This window comes from Embleya sp. NPDC059213 (genome assembly GCF_042754445.1).
In the GTDB taxonomy this organism is placed as follows: Bacteria; Actinomycetota; Actinomycetes; order Streptomycetales; family Streptomycetaceae; genus Embleya.
This window is the reverse complement of record NZ_JBHZAV010000001.1, coordinates 33,151-57,040: the sequence shown is the minus strand read 5'-3', so window position 1 is coordinate 57,040 and position 23,890 is coordinate 33,151. Positions and strand designations below refer to the sequence as shown.

Here is a 23,890-nt window from a genome sequence, read left to right as displayed (position 1 = left end):
CGAGAGGGCCGGGCGGGGGTGAGTGGGCAGGGGGTTTCGGCGAGACGGTGGGTGCGGGCATGGGAGCCGACGGTAGTGATGGGGCCGTGCCGGTTGCGCGTGAATCGGACGGACCTTGGCTCGAATCGGCCGGCGCGGCGTTCGGTGTCCGATTCACGACAAGGTTTGGCGTGTGCCCGACATCGGGTGTTGCGGGATGAGATCACCTCGCGTATTCATAGGCAAGGCTTACCTAACCTTCCCTGTGGTTCCTGTCCTCCGGAGACGCCGATGCCAACGACCGCACCCGCGCTGCGCCGCACCCCGCCCCGACCGCCCGACGCCCTCGTCGGCGACCCGGAACGGGCGCGCGTCACCCATGAACCGACCCGGCGTCGGTTCGGCTTCGGGGCGGGCGCGCTGACCCTGGCGGGGCTGCTCGCCGCGTGCGGCGGCACCACCGAGGGCGCCGCCGAGCCGACCGGCACGGCCGGCGACACGATCCGCTACACCTACGGCGGCGCCGACCGCGTGTTGCCCCGCACGCCCCGACGGGTGGTCACCATCCAGGGCCGCATGGACCTCGAACTCGCCCTGCTCGCGGGCTACCCGGTGATCGGTTCGGGCAACGCGTGGATGCCCGGCGCCCGCGTGGGCTCGCAGTTCCAAGGCATCACGGTGCCCGACATCGCCACCGTCGGCCTCGGCGACGGTCTTCAGGTCGACTACGAACAGATCCTGCGACTGGACCCCGACCTGATCGTGATGCCGCAATACGGCTACGAGGTGGACTGGTACGGCAACAAGCGGCTGGAGCAGATGGCGCCGATCCTGGGCGTGTCCGAGGACCCGGTGGACTGGCGGCGGGCGAGCACCGAGCAGTTGACCCTGCTCGGGCGCGGTGAACAGGCGCGCACCCACGTCGCGGCCTACGACGAGAAACTCGCCCGACTGCGACCACGGCTGACCGACCGGCTCGGCGGCCGCAGGATCGTGTTCGGCGTCGTCGCCGGCGGCGCGTTCTCGGTGTGGACCCGCTCGATCACCATGTCGGTGGCGCGCGAGGTCGGGTTGGAACCGATGTTCTGGAACGCGGCCGACGAGAACAACAGCTTCGAGCTGTCCCTGGAGCGGTTCGACCGCCTGGCCGCCGCCGACGTGATCATCCGCCAGGCGGTCGAGCCGGCCGAGGCCGCCGCACTCGACGCGCAACCCACCTGGCAGCGCATACCGGCGGTCGCGAACCGCAAGGTCGTGACCATGGACGGCCGCTACAACGCCGGGCTGGTGCTGACCGCCACCGGCTTCCTCGACGTGCTCGCCCGCGCCGCGGATCTGTACGCATGAGCGCGACCGTCACCGCGACCCCCACTCGCCCGACGCCCGCCCGCCCCGGGGCGAGCGACACGCGACGGACACGCGTCACCGGCGAGTCGACCCGACGTCGATTCGCGCTGGGCGCCGGGACGTTGTCGCTGAGCGCACTGCTCGCCGCGTGCGGCGGCACCGAGGAGACGAAGGACGCGCCACCGGCCGCGACCACCCTCGACTTCTCCTACGAGGGCCGCAGCACGCGTATCCCGGCCGATCCGGGGCGCGTGGTCGTGCTGGATCCGCGCACCGGTGTCGAGTTCGCCGCCATGGCCGGATACCCGATGATCGGCGGCTACCGCATCGACGGCCGCAACCACCTCTCCGACCGGCTGCCCGCGAACTTCCAGGTGTTGCAGGGCAATGTCCGCGAGCCCAACGCCGAGGCGATCCTGGCGCAGCGGCCGGATCTGCTGGTGGTCGGCGCCGACTGGTGGAAGTTCTACCAGGACAAGAAGCTGTTGACCCAGGACATCGCCCCCGTGCTCGTGGTCAGCGGCGGCTTCAGCCCGTTCTGGCGCCGCTACAGCCAGGAGCAGTTGACCCTGCTCGGGCGCGGCGACCTCGCCCGCCGACTGCTCGCCGACTACGACGCGCGCCTGGCCCGAGCCCGCGCCGAGGTCGGTCCCCTGTTGGCGGGCCGCAAGGTGCTCATCGGCGGGGCCGACGACACCAACTTCTGGGTGCAAAGGCGCAGCTTCTACCTGAGCGTCGCACTGGAGCTGGGCATGGACGTGATGTTCCATCAGCCCGACCGCGACCCGAACAAGCCGTTCAACGACTTCTACGGTCCCGAGCAGATCGACGTCTTCGCCCCGGCGGACCTGATCATCTGGAAGGACCCCGACGCGCCGGCGACGCAGGCCAAGACGTGGCAGCGGCTGCCCGCCGTGCGGGCCGGGCGGGTCGTACCGCTGAACTACGACACCACCGCCGGCCTCGTCCTGACCGCGACGGCCCTGCTCGACGAACTCGTATCCGCCGCGAAGGTGTTGGGGTGACCACGTGATGAACGACCCGCTGTACCGGGGAACGGTGCTGGAACACACCCACCTCACGCCCGGCATGATCCGGATCGTGTTCGGCGGCGAGGGACTGCGCGCCTTCGAGAGCACCGGCGTCGGCGACGAATACCTGCGCCTGCACTTCCCGTTCCCCGACACCGGCGAACCGGCACTGCCGGACGTGAACCCGGGCGGGAGTCGCGGGGAGGCCGGGCCCGGCGCCGACGAGGCCGACCGGTACGCGCAGACCCGGCGCTACACGGTGCGGCGCTTCGACGCGGAACGCGGCGAGGTCACCATCGACTTCGTCGTCCACGACGGGGGTGTGGCAAGTGCGTGGGCACTCGCCGCCCGGCCGGGGGACCACGTGGGCATCGGCACACCGCGCGGCCTGTACGCCCCGCCGGCCGAGACCGTCTGGCAGATCCTCGCCTGCGACGCCGCCGGCCTGCCCGCACTGGGCCGACTCGTCGAACAACTCCCGGCCCGAACGCGGGCCCGGGTGATCGTCGAGGTCGCGGACGCCGGCCACGAGCAGGTTTTCGACAGCGCCGCCGACGTCGAGTACGTATGGCTGCACGGCAGCGGCAACGGCGCCGCACCCAGTCGGCTGGCCCAGGCGCTGCGCGCGATGACGCTGCCCGAGGGCCCCGGCTACGTGTGGGCCGCGGGCGAGACCCGTGCACTGCGCGAGATCCGCCGCCACGTGCGGCACGAACTGGGGCTGCCCGCCCGGATGTACAAGGTGATCGGCTACTGGACGCACAACGCGGAGGAGTGGGACGAGCGGTACGCCGGCCTCGACCCCGAGGTGAAGCGGCGCTTGGAGACGGCCTTCGACGCCGTGCACGAGGAGCAGCCCGAGGAGGAGATCGAGAACATTCTCGACGAGGTCGAGGCCACGTTGGAGGGTGTCGGGCTGTGAACGCACCACGGGGCGCGCGGATCGCGCCCGCGGGGTCCGGCGGGCCGGTCGAGACGGTCGACGCCGCCGAGCCGGTCGGACCGGTCGGACCCGTTGAACCCGTCGGACCGGTCGAACCCGTCGAACCGGTCCGGGACATGGCCCCGGGCGAGGCGGCTTCGGCGGGCCGGGATACCGCTACGGCCTCGGCGGCGCCGGCCGCGCCCACGCGCGCCGGAGCGGAGCGCGGGCCCGTGGCGGGCTCGCCCGTGCGCCGCGGCCTGTGGCTGATCGTGGCCACCGCCGCACTCGTACTCGTGATCCTGATGAGCGTCGCGATCGGGTCGAAGAACATCCCGCTCCCGACCGTGTGGGACGCGCTGTTCCACTACGACGGCTCCAACGACCACGTGATCGTCCGTGACCTGCGGCTGCCTCGCACCCTGCTGGGGGTGCTCGTCGGCACCGCGCTGGGCGTCGCCGGCGCGGTGATCCAGGCGGTCGGCCGCAATCCGCTCGCCGACCCCGGCATCCTCGGTGTCAACGCCGGTGCCGGCTTCGCGGCGGTCCTGGCGATCGCCGTGTTCGACATCACCGACCTGCGCGGCTACATCTGGTTCGCGTTCCTGGGCGCGATCGCGACCACCGTCGCGGTGTACACGATCGGCTCGCGCGGTCGCGGCGGCGCCACCCCGGTGCGGCTGACCCTGGCGGGCGTGGCGCTGGGCGCGGTACTGGGCGGGATCAGCTCCGGGATCACGCTGCTGGATCCGAGCACGTTCGACCGCATGCGCTTCTGGTCGGCGGGCTCCATCGGCGGACGACAGTGGGACACCATCGAACAGGTCGCCCCCTTCCTGCTGGTCGGACTCGTGGTGGCGGCGAGCGTGGCCCGCGCGCTCAACGCGGTCGCCCTGGGCGGCGACACCGCCCGCGCGCTCGGGGTGAACATCACCCGTACCCGCGTGTTGTCGGTGATCGCGATCACCCTGCTGTGTGGCGGCGCGACCGCGGTCGCCGGACCCATCGGCTTCGTGGGCCTGATGGTGCCGCACGTGGCGCGCTGGATCACCGGCCCCGATCAGCGCTGGATCCTGGCCTACACCCTGGTCCTGTCGCCGACCCTGTTGTTGGTCGCCGACGTCCTGGGCCGCCTGGTGGTGAGCCCGGGCGAACTCCAGGTCGGCATCGTGACGGCGTTCGTCGGCGTCCCCGTGCTCATCGCCCTGGTGCGTCGACAGAAGGTGAGCGGACTGTGAAGTCGTCGAATTCGTCGCCGGCTTCGCCCATCGCGCCGTTGCCCGGCTCCGCGTCGTCCACGTCCACTCCCGCGTCGCCGCCCACCGCGCCGGGCCGCGGCTCGGCCGGCTCGGACGCCGGCGGCAAGGGTGCGCAACGACCGCGCGTACGCCCCAAAACGCGCACGACGATCGACTTCGGGCGCGCGGTCCGGGTGATCCGGCTCCCCGGCGGACACGTGTCGCTGCGCCTGGACGTCCGGGCCGGCGTCGTGTGTCTGATGCTGCTCGTCGCCACGACCGCCGTCGCCGTCCTGGCACTGGGCACCGGGGAGTACTCGCTCTCGCCCGTCCAGGTGACCGAGGCACTGTTCACGGACGTACCCGCCAAGGTGCACATGGTCGTGATCGAATGGCGACTGCCTCGCGTCCTGCTGGCCGTGCTCGCCGGTGCCGCGCTCGGTGTCAGCGGTGCCATCTTCCAGTCGTTGACCCGCAATCCGCTCGGCAGCCCGGACGTCATCGGCTTCAACACCGGCGCCAACACCGGTGCGCTCATGGTGATCATGCTCGCCCACGGCGGCTACTACCAGGTCGCCGCGGGAGCCCTCGCAGGCGGCGTGGCAACTGCCGCGCTGGTCTACCTGCTGGCCTACCGGCAAGGGATCCAGGGTTTTCGGCTGATCATCGTCGGTATCGGCATCAGCGCGCTGCTCGCCTCGGTCAACACCTGGGTCATCGTCAAGGCCGACCTGGAGACCGCGATGGCGGCGGCGGTGTGGGGAGCCGGCTCGCTCAACGGCCTGGGCTGGCAGCAAGTACGCCCGGTGACCGTCGTGTTCGCGATCCTGCTGCCGGTCGCCCTGATCCTCGGCCGGCGCATGCGGGTGCTGGAGATGGGCGACGATGCCGCCCGCGCCCTGGGGGTACGCACCGAGCCGACCCGCATCGCCCTCGTGGTCACCGGGGTCGCGCTGACCGCCATGGTCACCGCCGCGGCCGGACCGATCTCGTTCGTCGCGCTCGCCGCACCGCAACTGGCCCGCCGCCTCGCCCGCAGCCCGGGGGTGACGATATTGCCGTCGGCCGCGATGGGAGCGGCGCTGCTGACCACGAGCGACTGGCTCGCCCAACGCCTGTTCGCGCCGACCCAATTGCCGGTGGGGGTGGTCACGGTCAGCATCGGCGGCGCCTACCTGATTCGGCTGCTGGTCGGCGAGGCACGGCGGCAGTGACGACCCCGGGCGACGCCGGCGGTGGGCCGCCCGGCGCCCGCCTCGGTTCGCGGCGACTGCGCCCGAGCCCACCGCACCCCAACCCCTCCTTCGCAGAACGGACTTCGCCACGATGAACATCGCCGTCGACCCCCGCGCGCACCCCGCCGCGCCGGCTACCGCGCCCCGGCTGTGGGCACAGGGGCTGACCGTCGGGTACGACGACCGCGTCGTGGCCCGAGACCTCACCGTGCACATCCCCGACGGAGCGGTCACCGCGATCATCGGCCCCAACGCGTGCGGCAAGTCCACGCTCCTGCGCGCCCTGTCCCGCCTGCTCACCCCGGCCGCCGGCACGGTGCACCTGGACGGCAAGGCCATCTCGTCCTACCCGGCCAAGGAGGTGGCCCGGCGGATGGGTCTGCTCCCACAGACCTCGGTCGCCCCCGACGGCATCACCGTGGCCGACCTCGTCGCCCGAGGCCGCTATCCCCACCAGAAGCTCCTGCGCCAATGGTCGGACGAGGACGAGACGGCCGTGCTGAACGCCCTGGCCGCGACCGGGACCACCGACCTGTCGCCGCGCCCGGTGGACGCGCTGTCGGGGGGCCAGCGCCAACGCGTCTGGGTGGCCATGGTGCTCGCCCAGCAAACCCCGCTCCTGCTCCTGGACGAGCCCACCACGTTCCTCGACATCGCCCACCAGATCGAACTCCTCGAACTCCTGCGCGACCTCAACGAACGTGACGGCCACACCCTCGTCGCGGTCCTGCACGACCTCAACCACGCCTGCCGCTACGCCGACCACATCATCGCCATGCGCGAGGGCACGGTCCTCGCCGTCGGACCACCCCGCGACATCGTGACGCCGGAACTGGTCGAGGACGTCTTCGGCCTCCCCTGCCAAATCATCGACGACCCCGTCTCGGGCACCCCTCTGGTCATCCCCCTGGGCCGCCGCCGGCGCCCACCGGGGCACTCACGACACCCGGAAGCCCCGTAAGGAACACACGGAAGGGTCCGTAAGAACAGCCGGAACGTCCGTAAAGACAAAGGACCTTCCCGGGCGGGACGGCCCGGCGGCCGACTGCCTTCGATTCCGCGCCGAGGTCCCGGCACCCGGACCGAAGGGTGCACCGAGCCGAGACTGAACGCCGCTCCGCCGCTCGCGGCGCCTTGGGTGCGGCCTCGGCCCGGATCGTCGACGGCTGCCGGGGTAGGACCGTGAGGTCCTGCCCCGGCGAGCTTGATCAGGAGGGCGGCAGCGTCGTGCGCACCTCCCGGGCCGCCGCGACCAGGTTTTCCAGCGAGGCGCGGACCTCGGGCCAACCGCGGGTCTTGAGGCCGCAGTCCGGGTTGACCCACAGGCGCTCGGCAGGGATGGCGGCCAGGCCCTTGCGCAGCAGGCCCACCACCTCATCCGTGTCGGGGACGCGCGGGGAGTGGATGTCGTACACGCCGGGTCCGGCCTCGCGCGGGTAGCCGTGGGTGGCCAGTTCTCCGGCGACCTGCATGTGGGAGCGGGCCGCCTCCAGGCTGATCACGTCGGCGTCGAGATCGTCGATGGCCTGCACGATGTCGCCGAACTCGGCGTAGCACATGTGCGTGTGGATCTGGGTCGCCGCGCGTACGCCCGAGGTGCTCAGCCGAAATGCCTCGGTGGCCCAGGCCAGGTACGCGGCATGGTCCACGGCCCGCAGCGGCAACGTCTCGCGCAGGGCCGGCTCGTCCACCTGGATGACCGAACTCCCGGCCGCCTCCAGGTCGTCGACTTCGTCTCGAAGCGCGAGCGCGACCTGCCTGGCGGTTTCTCCCAGCGGCTGGTCGTCGCGAACGAACGACCACGCGAGCATGGTTACCGGTCCGGTCAGCATGCCCTTGACCGGGCGGTCGGACAACGACTGGGCGAACGAGGTCCAGCGCACGGTCATCGCTTCCGGGCGGGAGATGTCGCCGGCCAGGATCGGCGGGCGCACGTAGCGGGTGCCGTACGACTGGACCCAACCGTGTCGGGTGGCCACGTAGCCGGCGAGCTGTTCGGCGAAGTACTGGACCATGTCGTTGCGTTCGGCCTCGCCGTGCACCAGGACGTCGATGCCCGCCTTCTCCTGGAAGGCGACGACATCGCGGATCTCGGATTCGATGCGTTCCTCGTAACCGGCACTGTCGATGCGTCCCGCGCGCAGATCGGCGCGGGCGGTGCGCAGTTCGGCGGTCTGCGGGAAGGAGCCGATGGTGGTCGTGGGCAACAACGGCAGGCCCAGGTGGGCGCGTTGGGCCGCGGCTCGCTCGGGATAGGGCTTGCTGCGGCGCGCGTCCGTGTCGGTGACCGCGGCGGCGCGGGCGCGTACGGCGGGGTCGTGGGTGAGCGCGGAGGTCCTGCGGGCGGCCAGGTCGGCCCGGTTGGCGGCGAGGTGGGGCGCGATGGTGTCGGTGCCCCGGCCGAGGCCGCGCGTCAGGGTGACGATCTCGTCGGTCTTCTGCCGGGCGAAGGCGAGCCAGCGGGCGATCTGCGGGTCGACGTCGCGTTCGGCGTCGGCGTCCAGCGGCACGTGCAACAACGAGCAGGAGGCGGCGACGTCGACCCGGTCGGCCAGGCCCAGCAGTATGCCGAGCGTGGTCAGCGACTTGCCGAGATCGTTGATCCATACGTTGCGGCCGTCCACGACACCGGCGACCAGACGTTTTCCGGGCAGCCCGCCGACCGCGGCCAGCGCGTCGAGGTTGGCGGCGGCGGCCCCGGTGAAGTCCAGCGCCAGGCCCTCGATCGGCGCCCGGGCCAGGATCGGCAGCGCCTCGCCGAGGCGGTCGAAGTACGAGGCCACCAACAGCTTGGGCCGGTCGGTGCGGCCGCCGAGATCGCGGTAGACCCGCTTGGCGGCGTTCAGTTCGGCGAAGCTGCGGTCCTGGACCAGGGCGGGCTCGTCGAGCTGCACCCACTCGGCGCCGGCGGCACGCAGGTCGGCGAGCAGCCGGGCGTACACCGGCAACAGCCGGTCCAACAGGGTCAGCGGCTCGAAGTCGGCCGCGACCCCCGGCGCGGGCTTGGCAAGCAGGAGGTAGGTGAGCGGGCCCACCAACACCGGGCGGGCGGTCAGGCCGAGCGCGACGGCCTCCTCGAACTCGGCCACCTGTTTGGCGGAGTTCGCCTCGAAGACGGTGTCCGGCCCGAGTTCGGGCACGAGGTAGTGGTAGTTCGTGTCGAACCACTTGGTCATCTCGAGCGGCGCCACGTCCTGCGTGCCACGCGCCATCGCGAAGTAGCCGTCCAGGGCGTCGACTTCGACGGCGGCGCGATGACGGGCCGGGATCGCACCCACGGCCACGCTGGTGTCGAGGACGTGGTCGTACAGCGAGAAGTCGCCGGTGGGTACCTCGTGGATGCCCGCCTGGGCGAGGCGTTCCCAGTTGGCGCGGCGCAGTTCGGCCGAGGCGTCCCGAAGCGCCTGCGCATCGATGCGGCCGGCCCAGTAGCCCTCGACGGCCTTCTTCAGTTCCCGATTCGGGCCCTGACGGGGATAGCCGTACACGGTGGCACGGGCCGCCGCGGCTGCGGACTTGGTGGTCACGGAACTCTCCTTCGCGAGCCTGTCGACAAGATCCCGGGACGGATCGCAGGCACGAAGGGAATGGCAAACCACACGGGTCACGTCGGTGTACTCCCGCACGTGTCCCACCGGTTGTCCGCCGACCCGCCCACGAGGTCACCGAGATCACCGTGCGCATCGGCGGCGCACGGGCAGTGGCAGGTCTTCGGACTCGCGGGCACATCCGCCAAGGGCGGACACCTACTGGCCGTCGCTTCCCGGACCCGAGTCGGGTCCAGTGCTGGTTGACGGCGGTCGTTCCCACTCACCGCTGCGGGGCAGTCCCGGATTCACACCGGGTTCCCTCTTACGACGCGCCTACCCGGATGGCAGGGCGAACCGACTGCGTGCGACAGCTTAGCCGGCCGAGGGCGCCCCGGGGAGCCACCGCACGAGCCGGATGGGGCGAGCACGCGCCGAAGACGCGGACAACGGCCGGCGACGCATCGGTGGGGCCGGTGTTCGCGATCCGGTGTCGTGTTCGTTCCGACCGGTGGGGAGGACCCGGCGCGGCGGTGACCCTTCGCCGCGGTGCCGAAGTGCCTGGGCCGGCCGGTTTCCACCACAGGGGGAGCCCCACACTCGGGGCTCCCCGCCTGCGGCCGGCACCGGGGCCGGGTCAGGGGACGCACGGGGGAGGGGGAGCGGAGTGGTGAAGGAGGGGTTCAGCGGGAACGGGGTTCCGGCCGCGCCCCATACGGACTGCCGGGTGGCGAGCGGGTCGGGGGCGCCGCAGCCTTGAGCCGGTCCACTGTGTCCTCGAAGGTGGCCTCCTCGACGCCGGCCGCGGCCAGGGCGAGTGCGGACTGCATCGTGTTGGGCGGTTCGGGCGTCGTCGAGCTGCCGGTGGCCGGGATGAACTTGCCGCCGCTGCCGTCGCCGGCGGACCGGGAGGCCGGCCGGCGGGCACCGTAATCGGCGGCCGTGGTGGGGACGTTGGTGGCGGGGTGGCGGGGTGCCGTGGGCTGTGAGCAACCAGGCCGTCATGACCAGGGCGAGCCCGGGGGCTGCCGCCGCAATGCGAGATTTGGCGCCAATACGTGAGATATCAAGGCAAGTCGTAGTGCGCGGAGGGCTTGACGCGACGCAGCACGTTCCGCAGTCGGCGCCTGCCGGCATCGGCCTTGGGCGGGAAGCACTCGAACGGGCGGCACGCGGTCGGTTCAGTGGCCACCCTGGGTCGAGGCCCGGGTGCGCAGTTTCCATGGGTGGAGGCGGACGGTGTCGGGTGGGGTGCGGTCGGCCAGAATGTCGCACAGGAGTTCGGCGCAGGCCTGCCCATAGTCGGCGGGGCGCAAGTCCACGGCGGTGATCGGCGGGTTGCCGGTGCGGGTGGCGGTGCCGTCGACGCAGGAGGCGACGAGCAGGTCCGCGCCGGGAGTTCGACCGAGGGCGCGGGCGCCGTGCAGGACGCCGGGAGCGGCTCCGTCGGGGCCGCACACCACCGCGTCGATGTCCGGTTCCGCGGTGAGCAGGTCCCTGGCGGCTTCGGCCGCCTGCGCGGGGGTCGCCGCGAACGGGATGGTGCGTACGGTGACCGGGACGCCGTGCGGCGTTCCCCACGCGTCGGCGCTCACTCGCAGGGTTTGGGCCCACGCCGAGTCGCCCCCCGGGGCGAGCAGCGCCGGTCGCCGCGCGCCGCGTTCGCGCAGGTGGTCCAGGACCGCGGCGAGCGAGGCGGCGTTGTCGCACACCACGGCACCGATCGGGGCGCGGCTGGGGCCGAGGTAGCGCTCGCCGGTGACGACCGGGACGCCCGCGTCGAGGAGTTTCGGGACGGCCGGGTCGGAGCCGTCGGGGTCGATGACGAGGAGACCGTCGACTCGGGAGGCGACCGGTCCGGAGCTGCCCGTGGGCCCGCCGAGCAGGACGACGTCGAGCCCGTCGTGCTGGGCGCGCTCGACGGCTCCGAAGGCGAGGTCCAGGTAGTAGTCGAGCCGGGTCGCGGTCCGTGGGAGGTAGAGGCCGAGCGCCCCCGCGTCGGCGCGGCGCAGACGGCGGGCGGCGCTGTTGGGGCGGTAGCCGAGCGCCTCCGCCGTCTCGCGGACCCGGGCGCGGGTGGCCTCGGCCACGCGTCCGGAGCCTTGCAGGGCGTCCGAGGCGGTGCTCCGGGACACGCCGGCGGCGCGTGCCACGTCGATCAGGGTCACGATGCGGGCGTTCACAACCACGGAGTCTAGATGTCCGGCCCAGGGATTGCCGGATCGATCCGGCAGCACCTAGGCTCGCCCTGTGCCGGATCGATCCGGCACGGACGTGGGATGCCGTTCGCCCGCCCGGGTTCGGGGCACGGCTTCGACCCCGCGTACCGGTTTAACGAGGCCGCCGAACCGAACCAGCCAGGAGGCACCCCGCATGACCCGCGGATTCGACGTCGTGGAGACCGGCATCGCCGACCTGCGGGTGGCGCTGGAGAAAGGCGAGACCACGGCGGTCGACCTGCTCGACGCCTATCTCGCGCGGATCGCGGCCTATGACCGGCCCGGCACCGCCACCGCGCTCAACGCGGTCGTCGTGACCAACCCGAACGCCCACGCCGACGCCGCGGCCTCCGACGCCCGCCGGGCGCGTGGCGAGAGCCTCGGCCCGCTGGACGGCATCCCGTACACGGCGAAGGACAGCTACCTCGCGAAGGGACTGACGGCGGCGGCCGGTTCGCCGGCGTTCGAACGCCTGGTCGCCCGGTGCGACGCGTTCGCCATCGAGCGACTGCGGGCCGCCGGGGCCGTGCTCATCGGGCTGACCAACATGCCGCCCATGGCCAACGGCGGCATGCAGCGCGGCGTGTACGGCCGCGCCGAAAGCCCCTACAACGCCGACTGGCTGACCAGCGCCTACGGCTCCGGATCGTCGAACGGATCGGGCACCGCGACGGCGGCGTCCTTCGGCGCGTTCAGCCTCGGGGAGGAGACCTGGTCGTCGGGCCGCGCCCCTGCCTCCAACAACGCGCTGTGCGCCTACACACCCAGCCGCGGCGTCATCTCGGTACGCGGCAACTGGCCGCTCGTACCGACCATGGACGTCGTGGTCCCGCACACCCGCACCATGGCCGACCTCCTCGAACTCCTCGACGTCGTCGTCGCCGACGACCCGCAGACCCGCGGGGACCTGTGGCGTTCCCAGCCGTGGATACCGCTGCCCGCGGCGTCCCGGATACGCCCGCTCTCCTACCCGGCCCTGGCGCCGGCGGATGCGACCGCGGCCCGCACCGCGCTCGCCGGCCGGCGGATCGGCGTGCCCCGCATGTACATCAACGCCGACCCCGACGCCGGGACGAACCCCCGCGGCGGCATCGGCGGCCCGACCGGGCAACGCATCCGGACACGCGCGTCGGTCATCACCCTGTGGGAGGCCGCGCGCCGCGACCTGGAGGCCGCGGGCGCCGAGGTGGTCGACGTCGACTTCCCCGCCGTGACCAACTACGAGGCCGACCGCCCCGGCGCGCCGTCGCTGCCCACCAGGGGCCTCGTCGACCCCGCGTTCCTCACCGTCGAGATCGAGGACCTTTCGGCGTGGGCGTGGGACGACTTCCTGCGCGCCAACGGCGACCCGGCACTGGCCACCCTCGCCGACGTCGACCCGGCCCGGATCTGGCCCAAGCACCCCGACGAACTGCCCGACCGCTACGTCGGGTTCGACGACACCATCGCCGACTACCCGAGGCTGGTGCGCGAGCGCCCGTACGCGTCGTTCACCGACATCCCACACCTCGAAGCGGGCCTGCGCGGCCTCGAGGAGACACGCAGGGTCGATCTCGAGGCGTGGATGGACGAACTGCGCTTGGACGCGGTGGTGTTCCCCGCCGTCGCAGATGTGGGCCCGGCGGACATGGACGTCGAGGAGGCGTCCGCCGACCTCGGTTGGCGCAACGGCGTGTGGGTCGCGAACGGCAACCTGGTGCCCCGGCACCTCGGCATCCCGACCGTCACCGTGCCGATGGGCGCCATGGCGGACATCGGCATGCCCGTGGGGCTGACCTTCGCCGGCCGCGCGTACGACGACAACGCCCTGCTCGGTCTGGCCGCTGCCTTCGAGGCGACCGGGAATCGCCGCACCGAACCGCCGCGTACGCCACGCCTGGCGACCGAAATCCCGCAGTGACAGCCCGGCTTCGGTGAACCGGGATGAGCAACATCCCACGATCGGCGAGCCGGGCCCCCGAAGTTGGGGCGGCGGGAGCTGCACGTCCTCGCGACGGCTCAGGACCTTCCCGAGGCCGGCATCGACCACCACGGTCCCGAGGAGGTCTCCACCCGTTACGTGAGTCACGGCCGAGAGTCGGTCGTCGGGCGGCCGGCCCAGCCCGCCCTTCGCGGACAGCGCACCCTTGCGTCGACCAAATGCGCCTCCTGGAGCTTGCGTTGATGTCGGTGCTCGTCGCGGTGAGTGAATCGCACGGGTGAGCCGTTCGATCAGCTCCGGGTCGGTGCTGTTGTCTGGGCCTCCGAGGGGCGGCCCGTGTCCCGGGCAGGCAACGCGACTTGGCCCGAGAGCGGGTCCGTGGTGTGCGGACCGCCCGGCACCACGACGGCCGCGACGGCCGACACGTATGCGGAAGCCGGTTCCGACACCAGGCAGCACGTGACTTGGAACCCCGCCATCACCTACCCGGGCATCAAGGTCCCTGCCGGCCCGAAGGGGAATGCGGCCCGGCAGGGGCTCTCAGGAGGGATCGGAGTCGACTTCGATGTCGTAGGACGGCGTTGTGTTGGAGCGTAGGGGGGAGTCGAGTTTGTCGACGCGGAGTATGTAGGTGCCCGGAGACAGATCGGCGATGATCTGGTAGCGGCCGGTGAAGCCGGGTTCGGTCCCGGTCCAGTAGCCGGAGCCCAGGCTGTGCTTGAGGATCCATCCGTTGGGCTGGACGATCGCCGGGTAGACCGGGCTGATCGCGCCCCTGACCAGGGCGAAGGACGCCCCGGCATGCGCTTTCGCGCCCGGTGTGGCGGTCAGCCTGAAGGAGAAGTATCGAACGTTGAACGGGGAGCCGGAGGTCAGCGGCTCGCAGCCTCTGGCGGCCACGGGACCGTCGACGACGCCGAGCCGGTGGGGGTCGGTGAAGGTGCCGCTGCCGAGGAGCCTGCCGCAGTCCAGACCCTTGGTTCCGGTGGGCCGGGTGTCGCCGCCGCCGGCCGGAGTACTGCTCCTCCTGGAGGGCGTGGTTGCGACCGGCGACGGGTCGGTCTTGCGGGTGGGTGACGCGGAGGTGGTGGTCGGCGACGCGGGCAGGCCGGGGGTGGGGGACAGTGTGGGTGCGCTCGGCTGCGGCACGAAGGTCACGCTCGCGGTGGGCGTTTCGGCCGCGGTCGTTTTCTCCGGCGACGAATTGTCGCACCCGCCGGCGATCGGTAACGCGCAGAGCAGCAGTATGAGCTTTCGGTGCATGGCCTTCCCCGGGAATGCTTGGCGGTCCGGGAGGACCGGCTATGGCTGATGGTCTTCTACCGTCGTTGGCTCGGAAGGAATGGCCGCCCGGCCCTTGGGGACGCTCCGACCACTGATCGAGGACTGTGGTCACCGCTGCTCAGGGGCCTGTCGGCGGAGTATTTCTTCGGGCCGCGCAAGAGTTGGTCACCGTGAAACGGAGCGACGGGCTTGATCACGCCACACGAGCGGATATGGGTCGGCGTCGACGCCGGCAAGGGGCACCAAGGTGATCCATCCGTTTTCTCGACTCGTGGGCGCTGCGGGAATCCGCAGCGGATTCCCGTCGGCCCGTCGAGTGGGCGGCGGGCGTTCGCCGCAATGCCGCGGGATGCTACTCCCAGATTGCACCGGATTTTGTTAAGGTGGGGTATTCCGTGGAATTATTGCTCCCGGTGCGAAACGGAGCGCCTTGATCGTCGATGATCAATGTTCCCTGTTTGCCCTGATATGTCCAGTCAAGTGCGAGCTTCCAGGTGATAACGCAATCGCATGTCCGCCATTCTTTTACAGGGCTTTGTGCGTCGATTCCGAATCTTTGAGTGTCGTTCCCGGCGACTTTATAACTGAATTCTCCGCCGTCCTCTTGTTCGACGCGTGGATTTTCAGCAGCCAAGTCGATTACCATCCGGGGGCCGATAGGTAATCCGGAACCACAGCCGAGCCGGAGGGTCACGTTGGTGCCCGGGGCCAGTTTGCTCTCCTGTCGTTCGATCACGCGCATGGCTCGAAGCGTGACGTTGTAGTCGTGTTTCCCCTCGACGGTCACCACGATGGGCGTGGTGTCGCGATCGATGCCACCGAGTCCGTGGGCCCATTCGGCTGTCGGCTCGCCCGGGGGAACCGGGATGTCTCGAGGGCTTTTGCCGGGGAACAACCAGCCGTGGCACTTGTTCGGGTCCGGTGCGTAGTCCACGCTCGCGGTCAGCGGTGGTGTGTCCGCGACGCTCGCACTCGGCGGGCTCGTGGTGGAGGGTTGCATACCCGGACCGCCATTACTCGGCGGGATCGTGGCGGGACGCGGCTTCTCTGGGCCGGAGGCGACCGGTCCTGCCCCTTGGGTCCGGTTGCCCGAGCCGGTGTCGTTCTCCCGTACGGCCATGAAGACGACGACACCGACAAGTCCCATGGCCCCCAGGGCCGCCATGGCCACCAGTACAGGCGAATACACGTGCATGACGTTGTGGTTTCCGGTGACGACCGTTTTCACGTTGTTCCCCGCCGCCACGCTTCCGCCGCTCGCGTGAATGCTCGGCCGCGCGGGTGCGACCTCTGTCGGTGGGACCGAGGCCAACGCCCGATCGGGCGTTCCACCTTCTCCATCGACGCCGGCGGACTCATCGTTACGACGGGGCCGAACACTGGACCGTGTAAAGCGAAAGGTCATGCGCGGGTTTCATTCTCGAGGATATTCAAGCCGTCGCGTTTAGCCGCAGTCGCGTGACGCCGCCCCTGCTTCCCGCGACGAATGGTTGGACCGATGGGTCGGTCGTATGCGGGATCGAGATGGTGATCATGCCCGCCTCTTGCGGTCGAAGATGCTTCCCGACGAGCGCATGAAATCATACTCCGAACGGGCGCGCTTTTCAGCGCGTCGACTTGTCCGGAAGGGCGACGAACGAGAGGAGCATCTTCGCCCACACCGACGCCTGCCCAAAGCCTCTCGATCCTCGGACGCGACGTGATCATTTTCCACAAGACGTGGCGATCGATCCTGCGTCGCCTTGGATCACTACTCGCCGGAACACCCGGCACCTGGGCTATTCCTCGCCCCCTTTCACGCACCTGTGATCAATTTCGGCAACGTCGCCGGCATTCACGATCACGTGCGATGTGTTGATGCCTACCGACCGACGTGGGAGTCCTGCACGTCCTTCCCGGCGGCGATCGAGCCGCTCCTCGCGGTGATGCCCCGCCCCACCCTCGCCCCTGGCGACCGGGCAGGGCCGGCTGTTCCCGGCCACCGTCATCGACGTCGCCACCCGCAAGGTCGTCGGCCGGGCCACCGGCGCCCCGTGTTCACGACGCGCAGGGCCCCATGCTCAGTGAATCGGTGTCCAGTGCGCGAAGGCATCCAGCATTCCGGGACGCTCGGGGTTGCCCCGGATCAGGCAACCCCATACGAGTCCGGGCACATCGTCGCGCATCAGGTTCGCGGGGCCGTCCGTCAGGGCGCGCAGGGTGGCTTCGAGGTAGGCGGAGATCGACGGGTGGACCGCCTCCGTCACCGGCTGCTCCACGATCCACCAGTCCCCGACGCCGACGTCGCCGGCATAGCGACCCTGCTCGGGTCCGGCTTCGTCCCGGGTGAGCCACGGGAGTACCCGGGCTCCGCCCCACATGTCGCCCGGCGCGCCCCACCCGAGCATGGCGAGCCTCAACTCCACCGCCCGCGCCAGGGAGCACATCACCCCGTGGGGCAGGAAAGCCCCGGAGCCGACCTCACCCTGCTCGTCATTCTCGATGTACTGGTGCTCCGCACCACCGCACAGTCGCCAAAGCGCGTCCAGTTCCACGGGCAGGCCGAACCCGAAATGCTGCTTCAGCCGGGAGTTCGCGGTGGCGATCTCCTCGTTTGTCGCGGGTGGCAGGATCGAGGCATACGAGAGGGGAGCATGCTCGGCCGGCCACGCGGTAAGGGCCCGCCAAGCCGCTGTGACCCGCTCGGCTTCGTCATTTGCTCGAACCGACATTCGGCGACGCTACAAGGCGTCATTTCGGCTTCACCACCGCCGAGGCTGGAGCCGCGGGGAAAGGAGCGAAGTGGCGCCCGGTGAAACCGGCCCTGCCTCGGCTGCGCGTCGTGCCGCTTACCGCGTTCGGCCCGCCGGCCGCCCGTGGGCGATCGGCTCGGGGTCCATGCCCGGTACGAAGTCGCCGCACGGGTGGACGCGTTCAGGCGTCGCAGGCGGGCAGTCGGCCGTGGAATTCCACCATCTCCGCGAAAACCGCGCCGATGTCGAGCGCGGCGCCCGGGGCCGCACCCTGCTCCTCGGCGAAGGCGCGATGCAGGTTGGGTACGAGCCGTTCGGAGTCGAGCAGGTGCGCGAAGGCGGTGCGGTCGCTCTCTCGGGCGACCTGGAGGGGGGTGAGGCCGGCGGCTATTCCCTCCCGCGCCAGATCCCGAATCCAGTGCAGGTAGTTCGCTGTGACGTCGAACACTTCGGGGCCGGTCGGCGGACCGTGGCCGGTGATGATCGTCCGGGCGCCCAGTGCGCGCATCCGTTCGAGGGCCGCCAGTGTTCCGGACACCGAACCCATCGGCACGAAGGGCGTCACGCCGGACATCACCAGGTCGCCGGTGATCAGCACCTCCCGCTCGGGCAACCATACGACGGTGTCGTTCGTGGTGTGTGCCGGGCCGAAATGAATCAACTCCGCCCGGATGTCGCCCACATGCAGGGTGATTCGGTCCCGATAGGTGATCACCGGAAGCGCGAGGTCGAGGTCGCCCCACGCGACGTCGGGCCACAACCGGGTGAGGTGCAGGCCGGCCGCCGCCATCTCGGTCCGGGCATCCGCGTGCCCGACGACCACGGCCTCGGGGAACACGAAGTTGCCGAACGTGTGGTCGCCGTGGAAGTGCGTGTTCACCAGGATCCGCGGCGCGGCGGGAGCCACTTCGAGGATCGCGGCCCGTAGCCGCCGGGCCCTGGCCTCGGTGGCGGCGGTGTCCACGAGCACCGACCCGTCGCGGGACACCACCAGGGCCGCGTTGTTGACGCACCACCCGCCGTGGGGTTGTACATAGGCGAAGACGCCGTCGGCGACCTCGGTGAGTCGGGCTGTCGACGGCTGTTGCCGGGTCGCTTCGGACACAACGTGCCTCCTGGCGGTCTCGGACCGATGATCGGATCGGCGGCCATGCTCGCGCCCGGGGATCGAGGATGGCTGGAGCGGCGGCCGACCACGGCCGAGGGCGTGACTGGAAAACGCCGAAAGCGGGCGGGGCGGCGGCGATCGCCGAAGGGTCGACGAATGGCGGCGGCGCAGATCTGTAATAGTGCCAACTGTTGGTACAGAGAGCAGATCGAGCAGGAGCCGACACGGGGGGGACCGGTGATTCGGATCTTACTGGCCGAGGACATGCACATGATCCGAGGAGCGTTGGTGGCGCTGCTCGGGCTGGAGGCGGATCTGTCCGTCGTGGCGGAGATCGCGGATGGTAGGGCGATTCTGCCGGCGGCGATCGAGTTGCAACCCGACGTCGCGGTCATCGACATCAACCTTCCCGGCGCCAACGGGCTGGACGCCGCGAGCCTGCTGCACGAGATGGTGCCGACTTGTCGGGTCATCGTGCTGACCGCGCTGGACCAACCGGGCACGGTGCGCAGGGCGATGGACGCGCACGTCTGGGGCTTCCTGCCCAAGATCGCCCCGCCCTCCGAACTCGCCGCCGCCATCCGCCTGGTGGCCTCGGGGCAACGGGTGATCGACTCCCGGATTCCGCCCGGCGCGTGGGAGGCGGAGGAGCGCCCGGCCGGCAGGCGCGGCGGGGGCAGCCCGCTGACCCCACGGGAGAGCGACGTGCTGCAGATGGCCGCCGAGGGCATGAACGCGACGGAGATCGCGGGGGCGATGCATCTGTCGACGGGGACGGTGCGCAACTACCTGACCGCCACCGTCACCAAGCTCAACGCCCGCAATCGGGTGGACGCCGTGCGGATCGCTAGAGCGCGGGCTTGGATAAGCTGAGGGCCCGCAGCGGTTCGACCGGGTGTTCGGCGGTGAGCCGGAACCAGCCGTCGCCGTCGGCACCCGCGCGGAACGTGCCGCCGACCTCGTCGAGCCGGCGGCCCAGGTTGTCCAACCCGCCACCGAGGCGATGCGGCGCCCGGGCGCCCCCGTTCGTGGGGACGCCGTCGTTGGCCATCTCCAGCACGAGCCGACCCCCGGTCCGGGAGATGGTGATCCGGCAACTCCGGGCCATGCTGTGCCGCAGCACGTTGGTGACCCCCTCGCGGACCACCGTGGCCAGGACGCTGCCGGTGTCCTCGTGCAGGGGAACGCGCTCGTCGTGGATGGCCAGGTCGATGCCGGCGGTGCTCAACACCCGTCGGGCGGCGGACAGTTCCACGGCCAGGGACAACTGTCGATAGCCGTGCGCGACACAGCGCAGGTCGGCGAAGGCCTGGCGGGAGATCGCCAACACCTCCTGGAGTTCCGCGTGCGCGCCTTTGGCCTCTTTGTCGATGAGCCGGGTCACCAACTCGCACTTGAGTGTGATGGCGGCCAGGTTGTACCCCAGCAGATCGTGCAAGTCCCTTGCCACTCGCAATCGTTCGCCCTCCACCGCCAGCCGCGAGAACTCCTCTCGGGCACGCCGGACCACGACGCTCCAGGCGGCGATGCGGGTGACCCCGTACACCATCAGCGCGTTCACGGTGCACGAGAGTATGCCGATGGAGACCCCGAGCGGCCGGGGGTCGATCATCATCACCCAGCCCCCGGTGAGCGCGGTGGCGCAGCCGAAGGCGGTGACGGACCACGGTGGATTGAGCACGAGCAGCACGGCGCCGGCGAGGAAGCCCGACATGCCGGCCCAGGCGAGTCCGAGCACGCACAGCGGGCCGTAGGTGAGCAGCGCCTGGGCGGCGAGGGTCCACGCGCCGTACCGAGCACGGAGGCGGGAGCCCCACAGGGCGCAGTGCAGGCTTTGCAGCGCGAACACCAGGACGAAGGCGGTGACGTACAGCGCGATCCGGCCGGATGTGGGATGTCCGGCGAGGAGGTTCAGGAAGCCGAGGAGGCCCACCGCGGACTGCACGGTCAAAACGATGCACGCCGCGAGCCAAGGGGGTGGCTCATCCTTCGGTAAGTCGACCATGCCGTCCGCCCGATCGAATATGGATCCGAGGGGCGCAGTCAATCAGTAATCCGATCGCGTGGGATGCGGTTGTCGCGCGGGTCACAGGGCGTCCGCCGATATCGGGCCATGATCGAATCGACGGGCGGCCGGTCCCGATGGAGCCGGCGCCGCGATCGAACGGGTCCGTCAGGTCCCGCGGATGGCCTCCGGAAATAGAAGTGTGAATTCCTCATGGGTACGTGTCGAATTCACCCCCGGGAACGTGACCACGTCACTGGGCGGCGGACGTCGGTCGATGCGAGTGTCGGATCGACGTTGCCGAGACACCTCGATCGGAGGACGCCCATGGATGTCGAAGTATTGGGAGAGTTGCTGGTCCGCGAGCACGGTCAATCCATCGTGCCGAGCGCGGGCAAGCCCCGACAGATCCTCGCGCTGCTCACTCTGCACGCGGGTCGGATCGTACCCGTGGCGACGCTGATGGAGGAATTATGGGGAGATGCGGTACCGCGCAGTTCGGCCACGACGCTGCAGACATACATCATGCAACTGCGCCGGCGAATTTCCAAGGCGTTACAAAATTTCCCCGAGCGTTCCCCGAAGGATTTCCTGGCGACTTCCTTCGGCGGCTACCGAATAACGGTGCCCGCGGAGAACTGTGACTGGTCGAGATTCCGACGCTCCGCAGCCGAGGGCAGTATCGCGTTGGCGGCCGGTGATCCCCGCTCGGCGTCGGCACTTCTCACCGACGCCCTCGCCCTGTGGCGAGGGCCCGCTCTGGTCGACGTCCCGGTGGGGCGGGTACTGGGTCTGGAGATCATCCATATGGAGGAAACGCGTAGGCAAGCGCTGGAGGAACGCATAGAGGCCGATATGCAACTCGGCTACCACGCGGCCCTTCTCGGCGAGTTGCGCACGCTCGTCGTCCGGTACCCGCTGAACGAGAACCTGTGTGCCCAACTGATGATCGCGCTCTGCCGTTCGGGGAGTCCCTCGCGCGCGCTCCAGGAGTTCCGCCACCTCCGCGAGCGCCTGTATCGGGAACTCGCCGTGGAGCCGTCGGCACGGCTCCAGCGGCTGCACCAGGCCGTGCTCTGCGGCGCGCCCGAACTCGACCGCTGGGAGGCGGCCGTGCCCGCCCGGCTACCGGCGTACTGACGGTTCGCCATCGCGGTGTCAGCCGAGCTGGTCGTGGGTGATCCGACGGGAGCGGGTGTACACCCCGTCCTCCCCCACCTCCAGGACGTCGTGCACCACGCAGCTCGGGGCGATCTCCGGCTTGCCGCCCGGGCGGACGGTGACCACCAAGGCGTACACCGTGGCGGCGATGCCGCCGTCGGCCCGCAAGACCAGCGCGATGTGGTTGAACCAGTGCCTGCGCTGGACCGGGTCGCCGTCGAACCGCTTGTGGAATTCCACCAGTTCGGCGACGATCCCGGCCCGCGTGCGAGCCGGCTCGGCGGCCGGCGAGTGCTGGAAGGTGCCGTCCGGGGTGAAGGTCGCGGCGTAGTCCTCGAACCGGCCGGCGTCGAGGGCCTGCATCTGGTGCGCGTAGAAGTGCTGGACCCGCGCGTAGAGATCGGTGCGGACGGAGGTTTGGGTCATCGGGCTCTCCTTCGGTGGTTTCGGTATGTCGGGGGTGTCCCGGGACACCCCACGGCCGGTGCCGAAGGCCGGCGTCGGCCAGCCTGACCGGCCCACCTCGAAATCGGCTGGAAAGCGGGCCGTCCCGCGCTCCAGCCGGCTTCCACCTCGCCTCAAGTCGCCCGTCCCACGCTTCCCCGGGACGGCGGGACGCGTCGTGTCCCCTACGACAGCGGGATCGGAGACCCATGAGCGAGACAGGCAGCCCCGTGGCCCTGGTGACCGGCGCCACGAGCGGAATCGGCAAGGAGGTCGCGCACCGGCTGGCCGGGCTCGGCGCGCGGGTCTACCTCTGCGCCCGGGGCAAGGCCGAACTGGACGCCACGCTGGGGGAGTTGCGGAGCGCGGGCTTCGAGGCGGACGGCTCGGTGTGCGACGTCGCGCGGCCGGAGCAGATCAGGGAGTACGTGCGCGCGGCCGTCGAACGATTCGGCCCGGTCGACATCCTGGTCAACAACGCGGGCCGAAGCGGCGGCGGCGCCACCGCGGAGATCCCGGACGAGTTGTGGTTCGACGTCATCGCCACGAACCTCAACAGCGTCTTCCTGATGACCAAGGAAGTACTGACCACCGGTGGAATGCTGGCCAAGGGCCGCGGCCGGATCGTCAACATCGCCTCGACCGGCGGCAAGCAGGGTGTGGTGCACGCCGCGCCGTACTCCGCGTCCAAGCACGGCGTGGTGGGCTTCACCAAGGCACTGGGCCTGGAACTCGCCCGGTCCGGGATCACGGTCAACGCCGTGTGCCCGGGCTTCGTCGAGACGCCGATGGCCCAGGGCGTCCGCGAGCACTACGCCGGCATCTGGGGCGTCACCGAGCAGGAGGCGCACGACCGCATCACCACTCGGGTGCCGATGGGTCGCTACGTGGAGACTCGCGAGGTGGCCGCGATGGTCGAGTACCTCGTCGGCGACGACGCCGCCGCGGTGACCGCGCAGGCGCTGAACGTCTGCGGCGGGTTGGGCAACTACTGATGTCCGCCGAAACGCGAGTGGCGCTGGTGACGGGTTCCTCCTCCGGGATCGGGGCGGCGATCGCGCGGCGGCTGGGCGCCGAGGGCATCCGGGTCGTGGTCAACTCCGCGCGTTCGGTGGAGGCCGGCGAGAAGGTCGCGGCCGCCCTGCCGGACGCGGTGTACATCCGGGCGGACGTGTCCGTCCCGGCGCAGGCGCGGGAGTTGGTGGAGGCGTCCGTGGCGCACTTCGGCCGACTCGACCTGCTGGTCAACAACGCCGGGGTCACGCGGGTGATCCCGCACGCCGACTTGGCGGCGGTGACCCCCGAGGTGTGGCGGGAGATCCTCGGGCTCAACGTGCTCGGCACCTGGCAGACCACCGTGGCCGCCGTACCGCATCTCATCGCGTCGGGTGACGGGGCGGTGATCAACATCTCCTCCGTCGCCGGCCGCCGGGCCGTGGGCAGTTCGATCCCGTACGCGGTGAGCAAGGCGGCGATCGAGCACATGACCGTGCTGCTCGCCGGGGCGGTCGGCCCGCACGTGCGCGTGAACGCGGTGGCTCCCGGGCTGATCGCCACGCCGTGGACGCGGGACAGCGACTTCTTCGCGCCGATTGCCGAGAAGGTCCGCCAGAGCACCCCGCTGGGCCGGGTCGGCCTGCCGGAGGACGTCGCCGAGGCGGTGATCGGTCTGGCCAATGCCGCGTACACGACCGGCCATGTGCTGTCCGTGGACGGCGGCGCCCACCTGATCTGACC

General features: G+C 70.6%; 19 protein-coding genes and 1 riboswitch. Of the genes, 11 read left to right on the top strand and 8 right to left on the bottom strand.

The genetic code is table 11. The annotated features are described in order from the left end of the window. Positions 1-270: 270 nt before the first annotated feature. From ACFXMF_RS00255 to ACFXMF_RS00230, 6 genes are all read left to right on the top strand, one after another. On the top strand, positions 271-1,326 hold the full coding sequence (locus tag ACFXMF_RS00255) for an ABC transporter substrate-binding protein (protein ID WP_379989009.1): 1,056 nt from the start codon (positions 271-273) through the stop codon (positions 1,324-1,326). After that, the gene (locus ACFXMF_RS00250) at positions 1,323-2,351 is read left to right on the top strand and encodes an ABC transporter substrate-binding protein (protein WP_379989011.1); all 1,029 of its coding nucleotides are present in this window, start codon (positions 1,323-1,325) and stop codon (positions 2,349-2,351) included. The genes ACFXMF_RS00255 and ACFXMF_RS00250 overlap by 4 nt, the downstream gene beginning before the upstream one ends. Positions 2,352-2,358: 7 nt before the next feature. After that, positions 2,359-3,279: a siderophore-interacting protein gene (locus tag ACFXMF_RS00245; protein WP_379989012.1), complete on the top strand. Its 921-nt coding sequence runs from the start codon at positions 2,359-2,361 to the stop codon at positions 3,277-3,279. Positions 3,280-3,416: 137 nt separating this feature from the next. Next, positions 3,417-4,517 (top strand): Fe(3+)-siderophore ABC transporter permease, encoded by a 1,101-nt coding sequence (locus tag ACFXMF_RS00240; RefSeq protein WP_379989026.1) that lies wholly within the window; start codon positions 3,417-3,419, stop codon positions 4,515-4,517. A gap of 170 nt (positions 4,518-4,687) precedes the next feature. Then, a complete protein-coding gene (gene fepG, locus ACFXMF_RS00235) occupies positions 4,688-5,731 on the top strand; it encodes an iron-enterobactin ABC transporter permease (RefSeq protein ID WP_379989027.1) in 1,044 nt (347 codons plus the stop codon). A 112-nt stretch (positions 5,732-5,843) separates the two neighbouring features. Then, positions 5,844-6,713, top strand: coding sequence for an ABC transporter ATP-binding protein (locus tag ACFXMF_RS00230; protein ID WP_379989013.1), 870 nt, complete (start codon positions 5,844-5,846; stop codon positions 6,711-6,713). A gap of 247 nt (positions 6,714-6,960) precedes the next feature. Here ACFXMF_RS00230 and metE read toward each other — a convergent pair whose 3' ends face one another. Together metE and ACFXMF_RS00220 are read right to left on the bottom strand one after the other, a co-directional pair. Beyond that, positions 6,961-9,279: a 5-methyltetrahydropteroyltriglutamate--homocysteine S-methyltransferase gene (gene metE, locus ACFXMF_RS00225; RefSeq protein WP_379989014.1), complete on the bottom strand. Its 2,319-nt coding sequence runs from the start codon at positions 9,277-9,279 to the stop codon at positions 6,961-6,963. Positions 9,280-9,454: 175 nt separating this feature from the next. After that, positions 9,455-9,620, bottom strand: a riboswitch (cobalamin riboswitch). Positions 9,621-10,460: 840 nt separating this feature from the next. Then, positions 10,461-11,462 carry a LacI family DNA-binding transcriptional regulator gene (locus ACFXMF_RS00220; protein ID WP_379989016.1) on the bottom strand — a complete coding sequence of 334 codons (1,002 nt, stop codon included), beginning with the start codon at positions 11,460-11,462 and terminating at the stop codon, positions 10,461-10,463. A 190-nt stretch (positions 11,463-11,652) separates the two neighbouring features. Between ACFXMF_RS00220 and ACFXMF_RS00215 the strand changes: the two genes are divergently transcribed. Next, complete coding sequence (locus tag ACFXMF_RS00215; RefSeq protein ID WP_379989017.1) at positions 11,653-13,398, top strand: amidase; 1,746 nt, start codon at positions 11,653-11,655, stop codon at positions 13,396-13,398. Positions 13,399-13,959: 561 nt separating this feature from the next. Here the strand turns inward: ACFXMF_RS00215 and ACFXMF_RS00210 are convergent. From ACFXMF_RS00210 to ACFXMF_RS00195, 4 genes are all read right to left on the bottom strand, one after another. Beyond that, positions 13,960-14,682, bottom strand: a complete 723-nt coding sequence (locus ACFXMF_RS00210) for a hypothetical protein (protein ID WP_379989018.1) — start codon at positions 14,680-14,682, stop codon at positions 13,960-13,962. 373 nt (positions 14,683-15,055) lie between these two features. Further along, positions 15,056-15,931, bottom strand: coding sequence for a hypothetical protein (locus ACFXMF_RS00205; RefSeq protein WP_379989019.1), 876 nt, complete (start codon positions 15,929-15,931; stop codon positions 15,056-15,058). A gap of 832 nt (positions 15,932-16,763) precedes the next feature. Further along, entirely contained in the window at positions 16,764-17,414 is a 651-nt protein-coding gene (locus ACFXMF_RS00200) for a hypothetical protein (protein WP_379989020.1), read from the bottom strand. Positions 17,415-17,616: 202 nt separating this feature from the next. Further along, positions 17,617-18,540 carry an MBL fold metallo-hydrolase gene (locus ACFXMF_RS00195; protein WP_360305829.1) on the bottom strand — a complete coding sequence of 308 codons (924 nt, stop codon included), beginning with the start codon at positions 18,538-18,540 and terminating at the stop codon, positions 17,617-17,619. Positions 18,541-18,780: 240 nt separating this feature from the next. Between ACFXMF_RS00195 and ACFXMF_RS00190 the strand changes: the two genes are divergently transcribed. Continuing rightward, positions 18,781-19,416 (top strand): response regulator transcription factor, encoded by a 636-nt coding sequence (locus ACFXMF_RS00190; RefSeq protein ID WP_360305831.1) that lies wholly within the window; start codon positions 18,781-18,783, stop codon positions 19,414-19,416. Here ACFXMF_RS00190 and ACFXMF_RS00185 read toward each other — a convergent pair. Continuing rightward, on the bottom strand, positions 19,391-20,488 hold the full coding sequence (locus ACFXMF_RS00185; protein ID WP_379989021.1) for a sensor histidine kinase: 1,098 nt from the start codon (positions 20,486-20,488) through the stop codon (positions 19,391-19,393). The two genes, ACFXMF_RS00190 and ACFXMF_RS00185, sit on opposite strands and share 26 nt — an antisense overlap. A gap of 387 nt (positions 20,489-20,875) precedes the next feature. Here ACFXMF_RS00185 and ACFXMF_RS00180 point away from each other — a divergent pair, with 387 nt between their 5' ends. Continuing rightward, positions 20,876-21,688, top strand: a complete 813-nt coding sequence (locus tag ACFXMF_RS00180; RefSeq protein WP_360305835.1) for an AfsR/SARP family transcriptional regulator — start codon at positions 20,876-20,878, stop codon at positions 21,686-21,688. A gap of 18 nt (positions 21,689-21,706) precedes the next feature. Here the strand turns inward: ACFXMF_RS00180 and ACFXMF_RS00175 are convergent, their stop codons facing one another. After that, entirely contained in the window at positions 21,707-22,135 is a 429-nt protein-coding gene (locus ACFXMF_RS00175; protein WP_360305837.1) for a nuclear transport factor 2 family protein, read from the bottom strand. A gap of 227 nt (positions 22,136-22,362) precedes the next feature. Between ACFXMF_RS00175 and ACFXMF_RS00170 the strand changes: the two genes are divergently transcribed. Together ACFXMF_RS00170 and ACFXMF_RS00165 are read left to right on the top strand one after the other, a co-directional pair. Further along, positions 22,363-23,148 carry an SDR family NAD(P)-dependent oxidoreductase gene (locus ACFXMF_RS00170; protein WP_360305839.1) on the top strand — a complete coding sequence of 262 codons (786 nt, stop codon included), beginning with the start codon at positions 22,363-22,365 and terminating at the stop codon, positions 23,146-23,148. Further along, complete coding sequence (locus tag ACFXMF_RS00165) at positions 23,148-23,888, top strand: SDR family oxidoreductase (RefSeq protein WP_360305841.1); 741 nt, start codon at positions 23,148-23,150, stop codon at positions 23,886-23,888. Before ACFXMF_RS00170 ends, ACFXMF_RS00165 begins: the two co-directional genes overlap by 1 nt. The last annotated feature ends 2 nt before the right edge of the window (positions 23,889-23,890 follow it).

Coding starts and splice junctions, on each gene's coding strand:
- ACFXMF_RS00210 (WP_379989018.1), bottom strand. CDS start 14,682: ATGCACCGAAAGCTCATACTGCTGCTCTGCGCGTTACCGATCGCCGGC.
- ACFXMF_RS00175 (WP_360305837.1), bottom strand. CDS start 22,135: ATGACCCAAACCTCCGTCCGCACCGATCTCTACGCGCGGGTCCAGCAC.
- ACFXMF_RS00250 (WP_379989011.1), top strand. CDS start 1,323: ATGAGCGCGACCGTCACCGCGACCCCCACTCGCCCGACGCCCGCCCGC.
- ACFXMF_RS00230 (WP_379989013.1), top strand. CDS start 5,844: ATGAACATCGCCGTCGACCCCCGCGCGCACCCCGCCGCGCCGGCTACC.
- ACFXMF_RS00165 (WP_360305841.1), top strand. CDS start 23,148: ATGTCCGCCGAAACGCGAGTGGCGCTGGTGACGGGTTCCTCCTCCGGG.
- ACFXMF_RS00245 (WP_379989012.1), top strand. CDS start 2,359: ATGAACGACCCGCTGTACCGGGGAACGGTGCTGGAACACACCCACCTC.
- ACFXMF_RS00215 (WP_379989017.1), top strand. CDS start 11,653: ATGACCCGCGGATTCGACGTCGTGGAGACCGGCATCGCCGACCTGCGG.
- ACFXMF_RS00255 (WP_379989009.1), top strand. CDS start 271: ATGCCAACGACCGCACCCGCGCTGCGCCGCACCCCGCCCCGACCGCCC.
- ACFXMF_RS00240 (WP_379989026.1), top strand. CDS start 3,417: ATGGCCCCGGGCGAGGCGGCTTCGGCGGGCCGGGATACCGCTACGGCC.
- ACFXMF_RS00170 (WP_360305839.1), top strand. CDS start 22,363: ATGAGCGAGACAGGCAGCCCCGTGGCCCTGGTGACCGGCGCCACGAGC.
- ACFXMF_RS00180 (WP_360305835.1), top strand. CDS start 20,876: ATGGATGTCGAAGTATTGGGAGAGTTGCTGGTCCGCGAGCACGGTCAA.
- ACFXMF_RS00200 (WP_379989020.1), bottom strand. CDS start 17,414: ATGTCGGTTCGAGCAAATGACGAAGCCGAGCGGGTCACAGCGGCTTGG.